At 58.3% G+C, this 20474-nt stretch carries 21 protein-coding genes and 1 tRNA gene; 14 read left to right on the top strand and 8 right to left on the bottom strand.

Annotation, left to right across the window (positions count from 1 at the left end; genetic code table 11):
- The coding region (locus tag BUB78_RS15325; protein ID WP_170865087.1) for a Hint domain-containing protein at positions 1-411 on the bottom strand (411 nt) is incomplete at its 3' end.
- 255 nt (positions 412-666) lie between these two features.
- Here BUB78_RS15325 and BUB78_RS15330 point away from each other — a divergent pair.
- The gene (locus BUB78_RS15330; RefSeq protein WP_073199506.1) at positions 667-1902 is read left to right on the top strand and encodes an acyl-CoA dehydrogenase family protein; all 1236 of its coding nucleotides are present in this window, start codon (positions 667-669) and stop codon (positions 1900-1902) included.
- Between the two features lie 146 nt (positions 1903-2048).
- Here the strand turns inward: BUB78_RS15330 and BUB78_RS15335 are convergent, their stop codons facing one another.
- The gene (locus BUB78_RS15335; protein WP_073199508.1) at positions 2049-2921 is read right to left on the bottom strand and encodes an O-methyltransferase; all 873 of its coding nucleotides are present in this window, start codon (positions 2919-2921) and stop codon (positions 2049-2051) included.
- 462 nt (positions 2922-3383) lie between these two features.
- Here BUB78_RS15335 and BUB78_RS15340 point away from each other — a divergent pair, with 462 nt between their 5' ends.
- Positions 3384-3968: a carboxymuconolactone decarboxylase family protein gene (locus BUB78_RS15340; protein WP_073199510.1), complete on the top strand. Its 585-nt coding sequence runs from the start codon at positions 3384-3386 to the stop codon at positions 3966-3968.
- 24 nt (positions 3969-3992) lie between these two features.
- On the opposite strand, the gene BUB78_RS15345 is transcribed toward BUB78_RS15340, so the two are convergent.
- The gene (locus BUB78_RS15345) at positions 3993-4346 is read right to left on the bottom strand and encodes an ArsR/SmtB family transcription factor (RefSeq protein WP_073199511.1); all 354 of its coding nucleotides are present in this window, start codon (positions 4344-4346) and stop codon (positions 3993-3995) included.
- A 266-nt stretch (positions 4347-4612) separates the two neighbouring features.
- Here BUB78_RS15345 and BUB78_RS15350 point away from each other — a divergent pair, with 266 nt between their 5' ends.
- The 5 genes from BUB78_RS15350 to BUB78_RS15370 all read left to right on the top strand — a co-directional run bounded on the left by BUB78_RS15350 (position 4613) and on the right by BUB78_RS15370 (position 8067).
- Entirely contained in the window at positions 4613-5245 is a 633-nt protein-coding gene (locus BUB78_RS15350; protein WP_073199513.1) for an ATP-dependent Clp protease proteolytic subunit, read from the top strand.
- Between the two features lie 146 nt (positions 5246-5391).
- On the top strand, positions 5392-6660 hold the full coding sequence (gene clpX, locus BUB78_RS15355; protein ID WP_073199515.1) for an ATP-dependent Clp protease ATP-binding subunit ClpX: 1269 nt from the start codon (positions 5392-5394) through the stop codon (positions 6658-6660).
- A gap of 198 nt (positions 6661-6858) precedes the next feature.
- Positions 6859-7242 (top strand): NADH:ubiquinone oxidoreductase subunit NDUFA12, encoded by a 384-nt coding sequence (locus BUB78_RS15360; RefSeq protein ID WP_073199517.1) that lies wholly within the window; start codon positions 6859-6861, stop codon positions 7240-7242.
- A gap of 10 nt (positions 7243-7252) precedes the next feature.
- Positions 7253-7711, top strand: coding sequence for an outer membrane lipid asymmetry maintenance protein MlaD (gene mlaD / locus BUB78_RS15365; protein ID WP_073199518.1), 459 nt, complete (start codon positions 7253-7255; stop codon positions 7709-7711).
- On the top strand, positions 7708-8067 hold the full coding sequence (locus BUB78_RS15370) for a DUF2155 domain-containing protein (protein WP_073199520.1): 360 nt from the start codon (positions 7708-7710) through the stop codon (positions 8065-8067). Before mlaD ends, BUB78_RS15370 begins: the two co-directional genes overlap by 4 nt.
- Here BUB78_RS15370 and aat read toward each other — a convergent pair.
- Entirely contained in the window at positions 8034-8678 is a 645-nt protein-coding gene (gene aat, locus BUB78_RS15375; protein ID WP_073199522.1) for a leucyl/phenylalanyl-tRNA--protein transferase, read from the bottom strand. The genes BUB78_RS15370 and aat overlap by 34 nt on opposite strands.
- A gap of 94 nt (positions 8679-8772) precedes the next feature.
- Between aat and BUB78_RS15380 the strand changes: the two genes are divergently transcribed.
- The 3 genes from BUB78_RS15380 (at position 8773) to BUB78_RS15390 (ending at position 14414) form a co-directional block, all read left to right on the top strand.
- Complete coding sequence (locus BUB78_RS15380) at positions 8773-9459, top strand: class I SAM-dependent methyltransferase (RefSeq protein ID WP_073199524.1); 687 nt, start codon at positions 8773-8775, stop codon at positions 9457-9459.
- A 650-nt stretch (positions 9460-10109) separates the two neighbouring features.
- Positions 10110-13793 (top strand): vitamin B12-dependent ribonucleotide reductase, encoded by a 3684-nt coding sequence (locus tag BUB78_RS15385; protein ID WP_084732904.1) that lies wholly within the window; start codon positions 10110-10112, stop codon positions 13791-13793.
- A 12-nt stretch (positions 13794-13805) separates the two neighbouring features.
- A complete protein-coding gene (locus BUB78_RS15390; protein ID WP_139279369.1) occupies positions 13806-14414 on the top strand; it encodes a hypothetical protein in 609 nt (202 codons plus the stop codon).
- Positions 14415-14718: 304 nt separating this feature from the next.
- Here the strand turns inward: BUB78_RS15390 and BUB78_RS15395 are convergent.
- A tRNA-Ile gene (locus BUB78_RS15395) sits at positions 14719-14795 on the bottom strand.
- A gap of 107 nt (positions 14796-14902) precedes the next feature.
- Here BUB78_RS15395 and purM point away from each other — a divergent pair.
- The 3 genes from purM (at position 14903) to rnd (ending at position 17800) form a co-directional block, all read left to right on the top strand.
- Complete coding sequence (gene purM / locus BUB78_RS15400; protein WP_073199530.1) at positions 14903-15952, top strand: phosphoribosylformylglycinamidine cyclo-ligase; 1050 nt, start codon at positions 14903-14905, stop codon at positions 15950-15952.
- Positions 15949-16542, top strand: coding sequence for a phosphoribosylglycinamide formyltransferase (gene purN / locus BUB78_RS15405; RefSeq protein WP_073199531.1), 594 nt, complete (start codon positions 15949-15951; stop codon positions 16540-16542). The genes purM and purN overlap by 4 nt, the downstream gene beginning before the upstream one ends.
- 100 nt (positions 16543-16642) lie before the next feature.
- Positions 16643-17800: a ribonuclease D gene (gene rnd, locus BUB78_RS15410; protein WP_073199533.1), complete on the top strand. Its 1158-nt coding sequence runs from the start codon at positions 16643-16645 to the stop codon at positions 17798-17800.
- Positions 17801-17830: 30 nt separating this feature from the next.
- Here rnd and BUB78_RS15415 read toward each other — a convergent pair whose 3' ends face one another.
- Positions 17831-18349 carry a hypothetical protein gene (locus BUB78_RS15415; RefSeq protein ID WP_073199605.1) on the bottom strand — a complete coding sequence of 173 codons (519 nt, stop codon included), beginning with the start codon at positions 18347-18349 and terminating at the stop codon, positions 17831-17833.
- Between the two features lie 126 nt (positions 18350-18475).
- On the opposite strand from BUB78_RS15415, the gene BUB78_RS15420 reads away from it, so the two are divergent.
- Entirely contained in the window at positions 18476-18886 is a 411-nt protein-coding gene (locus tag BUB78_RS15420; protein WP_073199535.1) for a SufE family protein, read from the top strand.
- A gap of 102 nt (positions 18887-18988) precedes the next feature.
- Here BUB78_RS15420 and BUB78_RS15425 read toward each other — a convergent pair whose 3' ends face one another.
- Entirely contained in the window at positions 18989-19639 is a 651-nt protein-coding gene (locus BUB78_RS15425; protein WP_073199537.1) for a DUF1638 domain-containing protein, read from the bottom strand.
- 68 nt (positions 19640-19707) lie between these two features.
- A complete protein-coding gene (locus BUB78_RS15430) occupies positions 19708-20412 on the bottom strand; it encodes a corrinoid protein (RefSeq protein ID WP_073199539.1) in 705 nt (234 codons plus the stop codon).
- Positions 20413-20474 lie beyond the last annotated feature (62 nt).

Here is a 20474-nt window from a genome sequence, read left to right on the forward strand (position 1 = left end):
GTCCCGATTGTCAGCCGAGCGGTGGTGCCGATCACGGGGTGGCTCTTTCCTGAAAAAGCCTGATGCGACTCCGTCTACACAAATGGACTCTGCGTTCCTCTGCTGCGTAGTTTGTTGCATAATCACTTTAATGACCTGAGACCCGGCTATCTGAGGGCTGCGCAGGTGGTCAAGCGCACCTTTGCGGATCAGAACCGGGCAGAGATCAGGGCTTTCGGCAAGGTCCTGCGCCTCAAGGCAGCGGCGCCCGGACCAGATCACCGGTTGAAAGCCGCGATCGCGCGTAAGGACGCGCATTCCGGGGCGCAGCGTCTCAACAGGACGTTTGCCTTTCAGGGTGGTGATGGCCGTGCCGGGGGTAAAGCAGGTAACCGCCGAGATTTGGTTTTGGGGGCGACTGAGATCGGACATGGACAATCCTGATAAATTTATAGGCACTGCTCACTTGTTAAGGCGCGTCTCATGCTGTCAAGTAGGTGATCTGGGCGTTGCCGCACCGTCATTAAGCGCGCCGTTTGTGGCGTGAATGTGGGCGTTGAAAGGTCAGGTTTTGACATGAGGCCCATGGTGAATGGTCTTGATTGCGGGTATTGATCTATCAATCGCGTGACGGTTGATTTTGGGGACAGGGCCGCTTTGGCGGGTAGGACAAGAAGAGGATAAGCCATGGAAATGACGTTGGGAATGCGCCCGGATATGCGGGCGCTGCTGGACCGGGTTGCGGCAATGGTGCGCGACGAGATCATGCCACTGGAGGCCGAGTATCACGCCGAGATCGGCAAAGGCGATCGCTGGGGCTACACCGCGCGTCAGGCCGAAATCCTTGAAGGCCTCAAGGCGCAGGCCAAGGCCGAAGGGCTGTGGAATTTCTGGCTTACGGATAGTGCGCGCGGCTTTGGCCTTAGCACCGTGGAATACGCGTTTTTCGCTGAGGAAATGGGCAAGACCCCGATGGGGGCCGAGGTGTTCAATTGTAACGCGCCCGATACCGGTAATATGGAGGTGTTCGAGCGGTACGGCACCGAGGCGATGAAAACCCGCTGGTTGGCACCGCTTCTCGAAGGCGAGATCAGAAGCGCCTATCTTATGACAGAGCCGGGGGTGGCGAGTTCGGATGCGACAAATATCGCGATGTCCTGTGTGCGCGATGGTGATGACTATGTGCTGAACGGCGAGAAATGGTGGGCGACGGGGGCGGGCGATCCGCGCTGCAAGGTTTATATCGTCATGGTCAAGACCGGCGGCGATGACATGCCCAAGCATCAGCGCCATTCGATGATAGTGGTGTCCGCCGATACGCCGGGCATTGAAAAGCTGCGCCCGATGGAGGTGTACGGCCACGACGACGCGCCGCATGGGCACATGCATTTCCGCTTTACCGATGTGCGGGTGCCAGCCGAGGCCATGTTGCTTGGCGAAGGGCGCGGGTTCGAGATTGCGCAGGGGCGGCTTGGGCCGGGACGGATTCACCACTGTATGCGGGCGATCGGTCAGGCCGAGGCCGCGCTTGAGATGATGTGTCGACGGTCCCTGGCGCGTGAGGCCTTTGGCAAGAAGATCGCGCAGCTTGGGGCGAATTACGACATCATCGCCGAATGCCGGATGGAGATCGAACAGGCGCGTCTGCTGTGTCTCAAGGCGGCCTGGATGATGGATCAGGGCGATCCGCGTGCGGCTGCGCCCTGGATCAGCCAGATCAAGGTGGTGGCACCGCGTGTGGCCCTCAAGGTGATCGACGAGGCGGTGCAGCTTTTCGGCGCTCAGGGGATTTCGCAGGACGTGCCGCTTGGCGCGATGTGGACCCATGTGCGCACGCTGCGGCTGGCGGATGGGCCGGATGCGGTGCATCGCCGACAGGTGGCACGGGCCGAGTTGCGCAAATACACCCAGGAAAAGATATGAACCGCCCCTCATCGGGCGGATAGAGCCGCCGCGCCACCCAAGACACTCAGATTAACAGAGGCGACGAGGACGCAGAAGAGGAGGCAGCGGCGGCTTCGGATAACGATGTATGACCTGCCAAGAGACCGCCAGAAGGCGGCGGACCCTTACTGCCGGACCATCAGCGCCAGGCTGGTCATGTGGCTAGCCCCCTTGGTTGGCCATGGCAAGGCCCCGAGCGGGATTACTTCAAGGCTCACGCCCTCTGCCAGAAGCCGTTCTATTGCGATGCAGGGGCCTGGAATGATCTTTTTGTTGTCCCACAAAAATGTCAGCCCAGCATAAAAGTCATGCAACAGAATGACACCGCCCCCGGCAAGCGCGTCAATCGCTTTGGGGACTTCCTGATAGACGACATCAGCATCGTGACTGCCATCAAGAAAAATGAAATCGAACTTGTCCTTGCAGTCAGTCAGATAGTCCAGTGAGTTCTGTGCAACAAAGGTAACCATGTCGCCATATCCACCGGCCGCAAGCATGTCGCGCGGCGCATAGGGCTGGGCGCAGCCCTTCCATGGTTGATCGGTGGGGTCGTTGACGTCCGTAATGTCGACCGTCGTGATCCGGCCATCTGCTCCATTTGCATCTAGCGCAGCGGCGATGTGCAGGGTCGAAAAACCCACATTCGTGCCCACTTCCAGAACGCTTTTGGGTTTCAGGGCACGGATCAGATGATAGATTGCCCTCTGATCCCCCGGATTAACCCCGCGATTGCCATCGCTTTGCGCTGTCGAGGGGGCCATGTTCATCAGATCTGCCAGTTTAGGCTCAAGGCTTTCCCATTCGGATATTTTTTCGGCATTGTGCAGGATGTCGTGCAGATCAATTGCGCTTGATGGCAGAAGTGGTTCTGACCTGCATGGCTGCCGCTCGATCTGACCGAGCGCCTTGCGGGCCGCGCTTATCTTGCGGTTACGCCTGAGGCCTGCGGGTACAACCTGCTTGATCGCGCGTTTTACGTTTGTTTTAAGATTGTTCATTGAGTTCACAAATTTGCGTCGTCCTGGGCGGTGCCAGAATGTCTTGTATGCGCTGAAGTTTCAATAGCCATTCCGTCATTCCGGTCCGGATGCCGAGACCCTCGAATTGTCTCAACGTCTGCCTGGCTCAGGCCGATTCCGCGCTTTTACTGCCGGATTTATCAAGTGCGGGTCGAAGCTGCCTTTGCTCAACAGGTTCGAGCCTGCGGCCTAGACCTTGCCGTCGGCGTTTGAGCAAAACAGGTCATTAACCACTTCCAGGGTTTTACGGGGGCGCTTGTCAGGCGTCCCCGCCTGTCGCGCGACATCCCGCGAGGCCGCCTTCAAGGGCGGATGAGCGCGGCCGCACAGAGATCCCTGCACAGGCGAACCGCCTTCACGTCGGTGTGATCGCCCGAACGGTTACATTACCGGATCTTTCCGCTTAGCTGGAATGAGAACGCAAACCGAAGGGAGAGTTCCATGACTGCTGAATTCCGAGTTGAGATCAAACCTGTGAGTGATGATGTGGCCGAAGGTCAGGCCAAGGATCTGTTGGAAGGCGCGCGCGCCAAGCTTGGCTTTGTGCCCAATATGTATCGTGGCATGGCCAATGATCCGGGACTTTTGTCGACCTATTTGCATGGCTATGATCAGTTTCGCCAATCGGGGCATTTCACCGCGCCCGAGCAAGAGGTCGTGTTCCTGACCGTGTCAGAGGCCAATGGTTGTGACTACTGTACGGCGGCGCATTCGATGCTTGCGATAAACGTCTCAAAGCTTGCGCCCGAGCACACCCAGGCCCTGCGCGATGGCAAGCCGCTGGCCGATGAAAAGCTTGAAGCCCTGCGCCAGTTTACCCACCACATGTGGGAGACACGCGGCCTTCCGAGCAAGGCAAATGCCGAGGCGTTCAAAGCCGCAGGCTATGGCGATGTGCATGTGCTTGAGATTATTCTGGCTCTCGCGGTCAAGACGATCTCGAATTATGCCAATCACGTCAACCACACGGAGGTTGATGATGTGTTTGCGCCCTTCGCGGTGGGCAAAGAGGTCGAGCCTGCCTGATGTTGGCAGGCCAATCCCGTTGACCTAAGGTTTTGCGCCCTCCTCGGCGGGGGCGCAAAACAGGTCATAGACCACTTCCAGGATTTTACGGGGGCGGTCGTCTGCGAGGCTATAGAAGATCGCCTTGCCGTCGCGCCGGGTCGTGACCAGCCCTTCAGTGCGCAGCCGCGACAGTTGTTGTGACACGGCCGCCTGACGCGCCGACAGCAGGGTTTCCAGCTCGGTCACCGATTTTTCGCCTGACACCAGATGGCACAGAATCAGCAACCGGCCTTCGTGGCTGATCGCCTTGAGAAAATTCGCCGCTGCGGTCGCATTTTCGAGCATGCGGTCCATTTCGACCGGATCAAGCGTATCATCAAGGACGGGCAGGGGCATTTCGGGGCTTTCGTGTTCATTGTTGCAAAGATTGTTAGAGTGTTTTGCGTACTTGTGCAAAACATGGCAACGCGATTGCGCGAAATTGTGATGATGTGTGGCGCGCAAACCGCCGGGTCAGGCATTGGCCTGCTACAAAATCGTGCGGAACCCTTGCAGCCCCTTGGGCGCAACACTAAGACTCCCTTAGGAACTGGCCGATATAGATCGGGTAAATTGACAAGGTCCGATCGCGGTTGATCGGACAATAGAGCAGGCGGGCGACGATGAAAGACCCAATGGATACCTACATGAACACCCTCGTACCGATGGTCGTTGAACAGACTAGCCGGGGCGAGCGGGCTTATGACATTTTCTCACGTCTTCTTAAGGAGCGGATCATCTTTTTGTCCGGTCCCGTTCATGACGGCATGTCAAGCCTGATCGTGGCGCAGCTGCTTCACCTTGAGGCGGAAAACCCGAGCAAAGAGATCAGCATGTACATCAACAGCCCCGGTGGCGTGGTCACCAGCGGTCTGTCGATCTATGACACGATGCAATATATCCGCCCCAAGATCAGCACGCTTGTCGTGGGCCAGGCCGCCAGCATGGGCAGCCTTTTGTTGACGGCGGGCGAGCCGGGCATGCGCTTTTCGTTGCCCAATAGCCGGATCATGGTGCATCAGCCTTCTGGCGGTTATCAGGGCCAGGCGACCGATATCATGATCCACGCGGAAGAGACCCTGAAGCTCAAGAAGCGGCTGAACGAGATCTATGTACGCCACACCGGCAAGACCCTGAAAAAGGTCGAAGAGGCGCTTGAGCGTGACAATTTCATGTCGCCGGAAGATGCCAAGGCCTGGGGTCTTATTGACGAGATCGTCGAGAATCGCGCCAAGAGCGACGAGGACGCGAAGTAACGCATAAACCCGCCCCCTTGGTGGGGCGGGCGTTTTTGCGATTGTGGAGCTTTTGCGCCTGACTTAAGCTGGCAGGCGAAACACACGAACACCCGGTCAGATATGGCCAAAAGGCAGACGGCGGCGCAGCGCCCGAAAGGTACGTTATGGCGAATAATTCAGGCGGCGACAGCAAGAATACCCTCTATTGCAGCTTTTGCGGCAAGAGCCAGCACGAGGTTCGCAAGCTCATTGCGGGGCCGACCGTGTTCATCTGTGATGAATGCGTTGAACTGTGCATGGATATCATCCGCGAAGAAACCAAGAGTGCGGGCCTGAAATCAAGCGAGGGCGTTCCGGCGCCGCGCGACATCTGCAAGGTGCTGGATGATTATGTCATCGGGCAGGCCACGGCCAAGCGCGTGTTGTCGGTTGCGGTGCACAACCACTACAAACGCCTGAACAATTCCGGCAAGAGCGATATTGAACTGTCAAAGTCCAACATCCTTCTGATCGGCCCGACGGGGTGTGGTAAAACGCTTTTGGCTCAGACACTTGCGCGCATTCTGGATGTGCCGTTTACGATGGCCGATGCGACGACGCTGACCGAAGCGGGCTATGTCGGCGAGGATGTGGAAAACATCATTCTCAAGCTGCTGCAGTCGAGCGAGTACAACGTCGAGCGCGCACAGCGCGGGATCGTCTATATCGACGAAGTCGATAAAATCACCCGCAAGTCCGAGAATCCTTCGATCACCCGTGACGTGTCGGGCGAAGGGGTTCAGCAGGCGCTCTTGAAACTGATGGAAGGGACCGTGGCCGCAGTGCCGCCGCAGGGCGGGCGCAAGCATCCGCAGCAGGAATTCCTGCAAGTGGATACCACCAACATCCTGTTCATCTGTGGCGGGGCCTTTGCCGGTCTTGAAAAGATCATCGCACAGCGCGGCAAAGGGTCGGCCATGGGCTTTGGCGCCGATGTGCGCGACAATGATCTGCGCGGCGTGGGCGAGGTTTTCACCGATCTGGAGCCGGAGGACCTTTTGAAGTTCGGTCTGATCCCGGAATTTGTCGGTCGTTTGCCGGTCATTGCGACGCTTGAAGATCTTGACGAGGATGCGCTTATCACCATTCTGACGCAGCCCAAGAACGCATTGGTGAAACAATATCAGCGGTTGTTCGAGCTGGAAGGCGCCAAGCTGACGTTTACAGATGACGCGCTGAGTGCAATCGCGAAGCGCGCAATTCTGCGCAAGACCGGCGCGCGCGGGTTGCGCTCGATCCTTGAAGATATCCTGCTGGATACGATGTTCGAATTGCCGAGCATGGAGAATGTCGAAGAGGTTGTGGTGAACGAAGAAGCCGTCAATTCCGATGCGGCGCCTTTGATCATCTATGCGGAGAGCAAAGGTAAAAAAGAAGGCGCCAGCGCAGGGTAAGCCCTTCGCGGCCCCTGCCGGGACAGACCAAGGCCTGTGGGAAACCGCAGGCCTTGTGTCTGGGCGCGGGTTAGAATTTTCGGCGGAAATTCTCGGCGCTCTGGTCACAACGGTTTCCATGGCCAAAGAAGGCAATGCAGCACTGGACCTTTGCCGCCAAATCCGCCATATCAGGACCAGCATTTGTCGGAGGTTTGGATGGGCATTTTGACGACGCTGTTGCGTACGGTCACATGGTGGAACGGGCAGACGCTCAACACTCAGCTTTACACATGGCGCAAAGGCGTCAGGGTTGGCGAGGATGCGCAGGGTAACATCTTTTACCGCACCCGGGATGACAAGCGCCGTTGGGTGATTTTCAATGGCGAGTCCGAGGCCACGCGGGTTGATCCCGATTGGCACGGATGGCTGCACCACACCTATAAAGAGCCGCCGACCGAAAAGCCGCTGGCGCACAAAGCCTGGGAAAAGCCGCATGAGGAAAACCTCACCGGCACGCCGCTGGCCTATGCGCCTGCCGGGTCGATCCGTCACGCGGCCCCGGTTGAGCGACGCGATTACGAGGCTTGGTCCCCGGAATAAGGTTGGGTAAATGTCTGAGAATAAAACCGAAGTATTGGTCGGAGGTGTCGTTCTGGCCGTGGCTCTTGGCTTTCTTGCCTATGCCGGCAAGACCACCGGCATGACACGCGGCGGCAGCGAATATCAGTTGAGTGCCAGTTTTCGCAGCGCCGATGGCGTGAGTGTTGGCACCGATGTGCGCCTTGCCGGCGTCAAGGTGGGCCGTGTCACCAGCGTCGATCTTGACCCTGCCACCTATCGCGCCAGCGCGAAATTTACCGTGCTCGATGGCATCAACGTGCCCGATGACAGCGCGGTCGCGATTTCCTCGGAAGGTTTGCTTGGCGGCAATTACGTCGAGATCATGCCCGGCGGCTCGCCGTTTTACTTTGCGGCAGGGGATGAAATCGAATTCACACAAGGCTCGGTCAGCCTGGTATCATTGTTGATGAAGTTCGTTTCCGGCTCCGAGGATGGGGCCGCGAAATGAAACGTGCCTGGCTCGGGCTGGTGTTGTTACTTTGCGCCGGAGCAGGGGCCGCCCAAGAGGTGGCCTCGGTTGGCGCAGGCGCTGTATTGCGCGGGCTTGACAAGATCAACGGACAGGCCAGAGATCTTGATATGAGCAACGGGGAGGTCACCGAATATGGCCGTCTCACCATTGATCTGGCCCAATGCCGCTATCCCGAGGGGAACCCGGCGGGTGATGCCTACGCCTTTTTGACGATTCGCGAGACTGCCAGCGGGCGCGAATTGTTTTCCGGCTGGATGCTGGCCTCTTCCCCTGCGCTCAATCCGCTTGAGCATCCGCGCTATGACATTTGGGTGTTGCGCTGTAAAATCTGACGCGGGTCGGTTTCAAGTGGCACGTCGGTGATCTTTACATCACGTTCAAGGGCTTCCTTTAGCAGAGCATGATAGGTTGCGCGGGGGATTTCCCGTGCGCCCAATCGCGCGAGGTGCGGCGTGATGAATTGCGTGTCAAACAGGGTAAACCCACAGCGTGACAGGTGGTCGGTCAAATGCGCGAGCGCCAGTTTTGACGCATCGGTGCGACGCGAAAACATGCTTTCGCCAAAGAATGCCCCGCCGAGTGTGACGCCGTAAACCCCGCCAATCAGCGCGTCATCCTGCCAGATTTCAAGGGAATGGGCGTGTTGCATGTGATGCAGGGCCATATAGGCGCGGTGGATCGGTGCGTTGATCCACGTATCTGGCCGGTCGGCACAGGCACGCAATACACCCTCGAAATCACGGTTAAGAGTGACGCGATAATCGCCGCGTCGCATCAGCCGCGCCAAAGAGCGTGAAATGTGAAATCCATCCAGCGGCAAAACCCCGCGATGCTGCGGATCAACCCAAAAGACCTCCGGGTCATCGCGGTGCTCGGACATCGGAAAAACGCCCGTCGCATAGGCCCTGAGCAAGATCGCGGGGGACAGGGCAAAGTCGCTCATGGGGATGTCTCGGGCGGGTTTGGGCGGCGATTAATCATTCGGTATCTTTTCGCATGTAAAAACGGGAAAGGCGATACAAGGATGAGGCGCTTCAATGGCAGTCATGGAAAATGGTGTGGCGGGGTTCATGGGGGATGGGCTTACGATGATGGCCAATCGCACACAGGCGCGGCATGCCCTTTTGGTTGATGCGTTCCGACACGCGATCGCAGATTCGACGGTAATGCTCGTTGGCGCCGAGGATGGTGCGTGGTGTTATGCGCTTGCGGCAGCTGGTGGATTGCAAGTGGTTGGTATTGAAAAGAATGCCGATCAGGTCGATCGGTTCATGCGGCTTCCCGATGTAGGGCTGCGCGAACGCATAGACATGCGCTGTGCTGATCCGATTGAAGAATTACGTTCCGAGGCGGAAGCTGGTCGCCAATATGATGTCATCATCCTTTTCGATGTCCTTGATGGAATCACGGACCTTTACCAATTTTTTAACTTGCTGATTCAGCTCAAGCCAAGGCTTGTGATTGCAGATGGCCTGTTTGGCAGTTCTGAAGACGCCGTTTTCATGATTGAGCGGCCACGCGAGGCGCTCGCCGGGAATGGCTATCCCTACCTTTTGCCCAGCCGTGGAGCGGTGGCGATGGTGGCCTATGACATGGGATTCGATCTGGATTGGATCGATTGGAACGTGCTTGACGAAGATGTACGTCTCGGCCTGTCAGACTACTACGCCGATGGGACCAAGTTACGGGCCAGCTTCACCCTTATTCCTGAAGACATCGATTGACAGAGGCGCGCCATTCCCTAGCTCGCCAATGGCGCGCAAAGGCTTTCGTCCGACTGGTCCAGAGAGCTGATGCAATTGGAAATATCTGCACTGTGTTGCTCTGACCGGCTGCCTCCTTCACCATTGATTTTAGGGGGCATTGCCCCTGCATCATGTCGGAACGTGTGTCAGCCGCGCGCCCAAAAACCTGAAAAAGGTTCTCAACGGGATTTGGCGCAATCCGAATCCCGCTCAATGTTCCAGTGATTTTTTAACTTTGCCCGCTAAGTCAGCCGAAGAAAAAGGCTTCTTTGCGAGGCTCGCGTCTGTCTGGCCTGTGGATAACTCGGGAATGAATCACACGGACGTGAATGGGTTGTGTGCTCTGGCGCATAGTCAAATGTTTTTTGTGTAAAAATGAGAAAATTATTCGTTGACCAACTATGGGCTCATACGTCAAGTTGTGGTCACGGGTTGCAAGGCCACAAGATATAGTGGCTAACCCTGGCAGGGAGTAAAATCCAACACATAACCGGACCGAGACACCGGGCACTTTCATCGCGGCGTGTGAGGCGCAGGCGACTGGGAAACCGTTATGCCTTTGGCGTCGTCTGGGCGGAAAAAAACTGGCTTTGGCCGAACTTAAAAATGCTGAACATGGGGCAGTCGATATGAAGATCGAAAGAAAATTCACCACCTCCGGGACCGACGCATATGCGGCGTTGAACTTTGTGACCACCAGCTCAGAGATCCGCAATCCCGATGGCACCACGGTGTTCCGCCTCGACAATGTCGAAGTGCCCGACGGCTGGAGCCAGGTGGCAAGCGACGTCATCGCCCAGAAGTATTTCCGCAAGGCGGGCGTGCCCGCACGTCTCAAGAAGGTCAAGGAAAAGGGTGTTCCCGAATTCCTGTGGCGCTCGGTGCCCGCAGAGGCCGGCGTTGAAACCGGCGGCGAGACCAGCGCCAAGCAAGTGTTTGACCGTCTTGCCGGGGCCTGGGCCTATTGGGGCTGGAAGGGTGGCTATTTCACCACCGAGGCCGACGCGAGCGCCTATTACGACGAGATGCGTTTCATGCTGGCCAATCAGATGGCCGCGCCGAACAGCCCGCAGTGGTTCAACACCGGCCTGCATTGGGCCTATGGCATCGACGGCCCCGGCCAGGGCCACTATTACGTCGATTTCGAAACCGCCAAGCTGACCAAATCCAAAAGTGCTTATGAGCACCCGCAGCCGCACGCCTGCTTTATCCAATCCGTGGCCGACGATCTTGTGGGCGATGGCGGCATCATGGATCTCTGGGTGCGCGAGGCGCGTCTGTTCAAATACGGCTCGGGCACCGGCACCAACTTTTCAAGCCTGCGCGCTGCGGGTGAAAAGCTGTCGGGTGGTGGCAAATCCTCTGGCCTGATGGGCTTTCTCAAAATCGGTGACCGCGCGGCCGGCGCGATCAAATCGGGCGGCACCACGCGTCGCGCGGCGAAAATGGTGATCTGCGATGCCGACCACCCCGATATCCAGGAATTCATCAACTGGAAGGTCAAGGAAGAGCAAAAGGTCGCCAGCATCGTTGCCGGCTCCAAGATGCACGAAGAAAAGCTCAACGAAATCTTCGCCGCGATCCGCGCCTGGGATGGCAGCAGCGAAGATTCGGTCGATCCCAAGAAGAACGAGCAGCTCAAGACCGCGATCCGCGGCGCCAAAAAGGTTGCGATCCCCGAGACTTACGTCAAGCGCGTGCTGGATTACGCCAAGCAGGGCTATGAGAGCATCGAATTCCCGACCTATGACACCGATTGGGACAGCGAAGCCTATGCAAGCGTTTCGGGCCAGAACTCGAACAACTCGATCCGGGTGACCGATGCCTTCCTCAAGGCGGTCAAGGATGATGCCGACTGGGCGCTTCTTAACCGGACCGACGGCAGCGTCGCCAAGACCATCAAGGCGCGCGACCTCTGGGAAGATGTCGGCCACGCGGCATGGGCCTGTGCCGATCCGGGCATTCAGTATCACGACACCGTCAACGCCTGGCACACCTGCCCCGAAGACGGCGAGATTCGCGGCTCGAATCCCTGCTCGGAATATATGTTCCTTGACGATACCGCCTGTAACCTGGCCTCGATGAACCTCTTGAAGTTCTTCAAGGATGCCAAGTTTGACGCCGACGCCTATGTCCACGCCTCGCGTCTCTGGACCGTGACGCTGGAAATCTCGGTGACGATGGCGCAATTCCCCTCCAAGGAAATCGCGCAGCGCTCTTATGACTTCCGCACGCTTGGTCTTGGCTATGCCAATATCGGTGGCCTGCTGATGAACATGGGCCTTGGTTACGACAGCGACGAGGGCCGCGCGCTCTGCGGTGCCCTGACCGCCGTCATGACCGGTGTCGCCTATGCCACAAGCGCCGAAATGGCCGGCGAGCTGGGCGCGTTTCCGGGCTACAAGCGCAACGAAAAGCACATGCTGCGCGTGATCCGCAACCACCGCAACGCCGCTTACGGCGCGACCGAAGGCTATGAGGGCCTTGCCGTCAAACCCGTGCCGCTCGACCTCGGCAATTGCCCCGACAACCGCCTTGTCGATCTGGCGATGGCAAGCTGGGACGAGGCGCTCAAGCTTGGTGAAAAGCACGGCTATCGCAATGCGCAGACCTCGGTGATCGCGCCGACCGGCACCATCGGCCTTGTGATGGATTGCGACACCACCGGGATCGAGCCGGACTTTGCCCTGGTGAAGTTCAAGAAGCTCGCCGGTGGCGGTTACTTCAAGATCATCAACCAATCGGTGCCCGCCGCGCTTGAAAAGCTTGGCTATGGCTCGGCGCATATCGAAGAGATCGTCAGCTATGCCGTCGGTCACGGCACCATCGGCAACGCTCCGGGGATCAACCACACCTCGCTTGTGGGACACGGCTTTGGCGTGAACGAACTGGCCAAGGTTGATGCGGCTCTTGGCTCTGCCTTTGATATCCGCTTCGTGTTCAACCAGTGGACGCTTGGGCTTGAGTTCTGCACCAATGTTCTTGGCATCCCGGCCGAACAGCTCAACAGCCCGACCTTTGATCTTCTGGCGCACCTTGGCTATTCGAAAAAGGATATCGATGCCGCCAATGATCACGTCTGTGGTTCGATGACGCTTGAGGGCGCGCCGCATCTTGACCCGGCGCATTACCACGTCTTTGATTGCGCCAATGCCTGCGGTAAGAAAGGCAAGCGTTATCTGTCGGTTAACAGCCATATCACGATGATGGCCGCGGCCCAGTCGTTCATCTCGGGCGCGATTTCCAAGACCATCAACATGGCCAATGACGCCACCATCGAGGATTGTCAGAAAGCTTACGAGCTGAGCTGGTCGCTTGGCGTCAAGGCCAACGCGCTCTATCGCGACGGCTCGAAACTGAGCCAGCCTCTGGCCGCAAGCCTTGTCGAGGATGACGAAGAGGCCGCAGAGGTTCTTGAAAGCGGATCGGCCCAGGAAAAAGCCAGCGTTCTGGCGGAAAAGATCGTCGAAAAGATCATCGTCAAGGAAATCCAGAAATCGCACCGCGAAAAACTGCCTGGCCGACGCAAGGGTTATACGCAAAAGGCGATTGTCGGCGGTCACAAGGTCTATCTGCGCACCGGCGAATATGAAGACGGCAACCTTGGTGAAATCTTCATCGACATGCACAAAGAGGGTGCGGGCTTTCGCGCTATGATGAACAATTTCGCCATTGCGGTGTCGGTTGGTCTTCAGTACGGCGTGCCGCTTGAGGAATTCGTCGATGCCTTTACCTTCACCAAGTTCGAACCGGCCGGCATGGTGCAGGGCAATGACAGTATCAAGAACGCCACCTCGATCCTCGACTATATCTTCCGCGAACTGGCTGTAAGCTATCTTGATCGCACCGATCTGGCGCATGTCAAACCCGAAGGCGCAAGCTTTGACGACCTCGGGCGCGGCGAAGAAGAGGGTGTCTCGAACGTCTCGGAAATGAGCAGCGATGCCGCCAGCCGGTCGCTTGAAGTGCTCAAGCAGATCAGCTCGACCGGCTATCTGCGCAAGCGCCTGCCGCAGGAACTTATCGTTCTGAACGGTGGCCAGCACATGGCCCGCGCCGTGAGCAATGCGATGGATCCGGTCAACGCGCTGGAAACCCTCGTGCCGGCCACCTCGTCGGGAACGATGACGGCGACCGTGGCGACGACCACCACGGCGATGGCATCGGGCACCGTGGGCATGGATGCGCGCACCAAGGCCAAACTTCAGGGCTATGAGGGCGAGGCCTGCGGCGAATGCGGCAACTACACGCTGGTGCGCAACGGCACCTGCATGAAATGCAACACCTGCGGTTCGACAAGCGGGTGCAGCTAAGAGGAGGTCAAGATGAAGCGTAGGCCAATTCTTACCACTTTACGGGCGACTGAAATTTGGACGGAAATGCTTTGGTTTCGGCGTGAGCTTTATAGCGACGACAAGTTCTTCAAGATGACCGACGTTTGGGAAACCCTTTGCAACGACTTTGAAAAATGGACGATGAGAACCTATCGATCTAATCAATTGGAAGATTTTAAACGTAAAGCTGGGGTTGTGGCGCTCGATGATCGCGTTACTCTGACAGCAGATGAAAAGCTTATAGCAAACGCAAAGCATGGCTGTAAGTTATCTAACTTCATTCTTGCTCACGAGTTGGGGCACCTCGCTCTCGATCACCATGCTAGAGGCGCAGTTGTTAAGAACTTTCAGTTGTTCTCTGGAGCCAACGGCATGTGCAACGTGCCCCCGACACTGGAAGAATTGGAAACGAACTACGCGGCAGTTTTCTTTCAGTGCGGCGCTGCGTTGGAGGATACTTGCTGGAGCCCAATCCAACTAGCGCATCGGGCGTTTTCAGATGTCGAGTATGTGAAAAAGGCGCAGGCGGTCGTTCGACTCGATGTATTTCAGCGTGAGTTGAGGCGGCCAAAGCCAAAACGAGAGAGGGTTATCTTATGATGTCTAACTCGTCAGAATGCGGCAACTACATGCTGGTGCGCAACGGCACCTGCATGAAGTGCAACACCTGCGGTTCGACAAGCGGCTGCAGCTAAGCCTTCGGGCAAACGCAACAAGTTCTGGGGCGGGTGCGCTCGCCCTGAACGCGGATCAGGATACAGGCGAAAAACAATCGGGCGGTAAATAAATCCACCTGATCCGTGACACTGGGGGGCCTCGTGCCCCCCTTTTTCTTGGGTGCACAGGGTGGCCTGTCTCAAAGAATATTTGAAAACAGCGACTTGCGGCGCAAACTTAAGGTGAATGGTAGGCCCGGAGGGACTCGAACCCCCAACCAAAGCGTTATGAGCGCTCTGCTCTAACCAATTGAGCTACAGGCCCGACCTGAGTGCCGTGGTAAAAGCTGGCGCGCGGGGCGTCAAGGCTTTCACATTGCGAAGCCGTGGCCGATGGTCTAACCGGGGCAAAGCGAAAGACGGAGCACAGTCATGACCGATAAGAAGACGGGTATAACCTACGCCGATGCCGGTGTTGATATTGATGCGGGCAACGCGCTTGTCGAGCGGATCAAACCCGCCGCCAAACGCACGGTGCGCCCGGGCGTGATGTCGGGCCTTGGCGGGTTCGGCGGTTTGTTCGACCTCAAGGCGGCCGGGTACGATGACCCGATCCTCGTGGCGGCCACCGATGGTGTCGGCACCAAGCTTCGGATTGCGATTGATACCGGACACGTGGACGGTGTCGGCGTCGATCTTGTGGCGATGTGCGTCAATGACCTGATCTGTCAGGGGGCCGAGCCGCTGTTCTTTCTCGACTATTTTGCCACCGGCAAGCTTGAGCTTGATCAGGCCGCGCGCATCATCGAAGGGATCGCGCGGGGCTGCGAAGGCTCGGGCTGTGCCCTGATCGGCGGCGAGACGGCGGAAATGCCGGGCATGTACGCATCGGGCGATTTCGATCTTGCCGGTTTTGCCGTCGGCGCGATGGAGCGTGGTCAGGACCTGCCGCGCGATATTGCCGAGGGCGACGTTCTTTTGGGGCTGGCCAGCGACGGCGTGCATTCCAACGGCTATAGCCTTGTGCGCCGCATCGTCGAGATGTCTGGCCTTGGCTGGGGCGATGACTGCCCCTGGGGTGAGGGCAGCCTTGGCGCGGCCCTGCTGACGCCGACACGGCTTTATGTGCGCTCGGTTCTGGGCGCGATGAAGCAGGGAGGGGTCAAGGGCATGGCCCATATCACCGGCGGTGGCGTGACCGAGAACCTGCCGCGCGTTCTGCCCGAAGGGCTTGCGGCGACGGTTGATCTTGGATCGTGGGATTTGCCGCCTGTGTTTCGCTGGCTCGCCGAGACCGGCGGCATGGCCGAGGGCGAATTGCTCAAGACTTTCAACTCGGGCCTTGGCATGATCGTGGTCGCCGACCCGGCGCGCGCGTCCGAGGTCAAGGCGGCGCTTGAAGCCGCGGGCGAAACCGTGTCCGAGATCGGCACTGTCACGCGCGGCGATGGAACGGTGAGCTATACAGGCGCCCTGCTGTGAGCAAACGCGTCGCGATTTTTCTATCCGGTGGCGGCTCGAACATGCGCAGCCTTGTCGCCGACATGGTGGGCGATCACCCGGCGCGCCCGGCGCTTGTGCTGTCGAATCGCGCCGATGCAGGCGGGATTGACTGGGCCAAGGGGCAGGGGATCGCGACCGAAGTGGTCGATCACCGCCCGTTTAAAGGGGATCGCGCCGCATTCGAGGCCGAGATCGCCGCGCGGCTTGTGCCCTACGCGATCGACCTGATTTGCCTTGCGGGGTTCATGCGGGTTCTGACGGCGGGATTTGTCGGGCCATGGCAGGGCCGAATGCTGAATATCCACCCCTCGCTTTTGCCGAAATATCGTGGCCTTCATACCCATGCCCGCGCGCTTGACGCAGGCGAGACCGAGGCCGGTTGTACCGTGCATGAGGTCACCGCAGAGCTGGACGAGGGCCCCATCCTTGGACAGGCGCGCGTGCCGGTGCGCGTCGATGACACGCCCGAAACCCTTGCCGCACGGGTTCTGGAGCAGGAGCATATTCTTTATCCGGCCGTGTTACGGCGGTTTGCGGCGGGGGATCGCACGCCGCTTTTCCTGCCCTGATTGTAGCGCTGCGGTGCGGGGCATTCCATTTCGCCACGATCTGACCTATACCGCGCCCGGACCACAGCAGGGCACATATAAAAGAGCAAGAGCACCCGGTATGAAAACCATCACCACGACCGAAGAGCTGGCCACCTATTGCGCCATGGCCGCCGAGCACGATTATGTCACCGTCGACACAGAGTTTTTACGCGAGCGCACTTATTATTCCAAGCTTTGCCTTGTGCAGCTTGCGGTGCAGAGCAACGAGGCGGACAGCGCCGTTCTGGTTGATCCGCTGGTCGAGGGCCTGTCGCTTGAGCCGCTTTATGACCTGTTTCGCGATACCTCGGTGGTCAAGGTGTTTCACGCCGCGCGTCAGGACCTTGAGATTTTCTTTGTCGATGCCGGGGTGATTCCCGATCCGCTGTTTGACAGTCAGGTCGCGGCGATGGTCTGTGGCTTTGGCGAACAGGCGGGATACGAGACGCTGGTGCGCAAAATCTGCAAGCTGCCGGTCGATAAGACCTCGCGCTTTACCGATTGGTCGCGCCGTCCGCTGAGCGACGCGCAAAAAACTTATGCCTTGGCCGATGTGACCCATCTGCGCGATGTTTACGAATATCTGGCCAAAAAGCTTCAGACCTCGGGGCGTGACAAATGGGTTGCAGAAGAGCTGCGGGTGCTGACCAATCCGGGCACCTATCGGGTTGATCCCGAAGAGGCTTGGAAGCGGATCAAGACGCGCAATTCTTCGGGCAAATTTCTGTCGGTGGTGCGCGAGTTGGCGCGATTCCGCGAAGAGTATGCCCAATCGCGCGATGTGCCGCGCAGCCGGGTTTATAAGGATGATGCCCTGGTCGAGCTGGCCTCGACCAAACCCGCAACGCTTCAGGATCTTGGCCGCTCGCGTCTTTTGATGCGCGAGGGTCGCAAGGGTGAGATTGCCGATGGTATTCTGGCCGCGGTCAAGGCCGGGTTGGAGTGCCCGCCCGAAAAGGCCCCGGAAGTGGATACCAGCAACGACAAGTTGCAGGTGAATCCGGCGCTGGCCGATCTGTTGCGGGTGTTGCTCAAGGCCAAGACCGAAGATTACGGGGTGGCTTCAAAGCTGATTGCTTCGGCCTCTGATCTTGACCTGATGGCGGCGGGCAAGCGCGATGTGGCGGCCTTGCAGGGCTGGCGGCTTGATGTGTTTGGCCGCGATGCCATGCGCCTCTGCGATGGTGAAATCGCGCTGGCCGTCAAAGGGCAGGCGATCGAGGTTGTCGATCTTTAAGCCGCTCAGGTAGACGAGGTTCAGCCCGCTTTAGCGGGTGCTGCGGCGTTCGTTGCGCCCACCGGTCACGATGATGGTGCGCGCCTCTGCCAGGGTCTGCGTCGAGATGAATTCGGCGGCATGGACCGTGCGCGCCACTGCCGAGCCTTGGGGCGTATTGTCGGGTTGCAGCGCCAGAAGCTTATAGCTCAGCACGCCATTCACCGGGCGGCTATCCTTGTTGTTAGGCACAAGGCGCACATCGAACGCGCCCTCACGGGTGCTGAGGCCGGTCACGCGGACAATGGCGCCATCGCTTGTGCGCTCGATCCGCATGTCGGTGATCTGATCGACCGGCGTGCCCTCATAAACCTCTGCCTTGTTGCGACGGAAGATGCTGTCTTCCCGCTCAGGGATCAGCGGGTTCACGGTTTCGGACGAGGCTGTAGCCACCGGGCGGGATTTGCTTTTGCCGAACCAGTTGGCCGGGTTGGCCCGCGAGTCGCGCATACCGCCACAGCCCGCAAGAACCAACGTAGAAACCAGTGTGAGTGCTAGAAGGATGCGCATCAGTACCGCCTTTGACATCTTTTCCCTCGGTTACCCTATCCGGGCAGGCTTGAAAAGGTGCAAGCTGGGGCTGGACGTTGATCAATGTGGCACTTAGGTCATGGGGCAAGCAAGAAGGAGCATGCGATGGCCACGGAAACCTTTGAAGAGATTGTCGCCGATTTCGAGTTTCTCGAAGATTGGGAAGACCGCTATCGCTATGTCATCGACTATGGCAAGGCGATGCCGGGGCTTGACGATGCGCTAAAGGTGCCCGCCACCAAGGTCGATGGCTGCGCCAGTCAGGTCTGGCTTCATCCGCGCATCGAGGCGGGGGAGTTCAGCTTTGAGGGCGATAGTGACGCGATGATCGTGCGTGGCCTGATCGCGGTGCTGCGCGCGCTTTATAATGGGGTGCCGGTGGCTGAGGTCATGAAGGTGGATGCCCCGGCCGAGCTTGGGCGGCTTGGGTTGAATGACCACCTGTCTGCGCAGCGTTCCAACGGGCTTCGTGCGATGATCGAGCGCATTCGTCTAGTGGCGAGCGAGGCGGCCTGACGGGGCGTGATCCAACGGAGCGCCGCTGGCGCACAGGGTTGGTGGAATGAGGGGTTTTCACCCCTCAAGCTCCCCGGAGTATTTATGGAAAGGTGAATTATATCAGTATTTTACTGCTTGTTCTTCAAGTGATTTCTCAAGGTCGCCATAGCCGGTAAAGCGGTATTCAAACGTGAGGCCAAGGCGATCTGCGCAGGCTCGTGCCTTGCGGACAAGGGCCGGATTCTCGGTTTGCGCCTGATAGATCAGCGTCGTGTAGTTGCCGAAAATCATGTCACGCAATTCGGGGTGGCGATCAAGGCCCATGGGTTTCCAGACGAAGGCGTCGAATTGACGGACCAGAAAATCGGTCAGAAAAAACGCCCGCATGTCATCATCGCCGCGGGCCGCGAAGGCATCATTGCCCTCGAAGAAAGAGTAGCAGTGCGGCCCCTCGATCATCTCGACGCCGAGGGCGTCACATTTGGCCTGAAGTTGGCCCCCGGTGCCACAGTCGGCATAGACCACGAATATATGATCGTAGGCGGCGCGACTTTTTTCGACCGCTTCTGCAACCGCCTCGGTGATTTTATCGGGGTAGAGGTGCAATTTGGCGGGCAGGCAGGTCAGATCCATATGATTCCAGCCATTGAGCCGTTTCAGCGTCAGGATTTCATGAGCCAGGGCCCCGCAGGCAATCAGCAGGACACGCCCGCCATCGCGCGCCTCAAGGCCGCTATGGGTCAGGGTATCATCGTTTGGCAGATCGGTCATCGGCTCTCCGTTACGAAAAACGGCCCGCGAGGGACGCGGGCCGTGAAGCTTGAAATCAGACGTTCAGCTTAGCCTGCGGCCAGTTTGTTGTGCTTGCGCGCCATGAAATCCTTGGCGGTTTCGACGGCCACGGCGGCATCGCGGCAATAGGCATCGGCGCCAATGGCCTTGCCGAATTCTTCGTTCAGCGGCGCGCCGCCGACCAGAACCACGTAATCGTCGCGCTTGCCTTGTTCAATCATCGTGTCGATAACGACTTTCATGTAGGGCATCGTGGTGGTCAGAAGCGCCGACATGCCCAGGATATCGGGGGCTTCGGTTTCCAGCGCCTCGAGGTATTTTTCAACCGGGTTGTTGATTCCCAGATCGACGACCTCGAATCCGGCGCCTTCCATCATCATCGACACCAGGTTCTTGCCGATGTCGTGAATGTCGCCCTTGACGGTGCCGATGACCATCGTGCCGACGCGCGGCGCGCCGGTTTCGGCCAGAAGCGGCTTGAGGATGGCCATGCCACCCTTCATTGCATTTGCGGCCAAAAGTACCTCGGGGACGAACAGGATGCCGTCGCGGAAGTCTTTGCCGACGATGGTCATGCCGCCGACAAGTGCCTCGGTCAGCACCTGGTAGGGCTGCCAGCCACGTTCAAGAAGGATGTTCACGCCTTCCTCGATCTCTTCTTTGAGACCATCATAAAGGTCGTCAAACATCTGCTGAACAAGCTCTTCGTTGTCCAGTTCCGACAGGATGATGTCGTCTTCTTGATCAGACATTTCGGGAATCCTTGATTGCTGTGCGCGAAGGGCACGGAGTGTTTGTATCTTATGCAGCTTTC

It is taken from the genome of Roseovarius marisflavi (assembly GCF_900142625.1).
Classification (GTDB): domain Bacteria; phylum Pseudomonadota; class Alphaproteobacteria; order Rhodobacterales; family Rhodobacteraceae; genus Roseovarius; species Roseovarius marisflavi.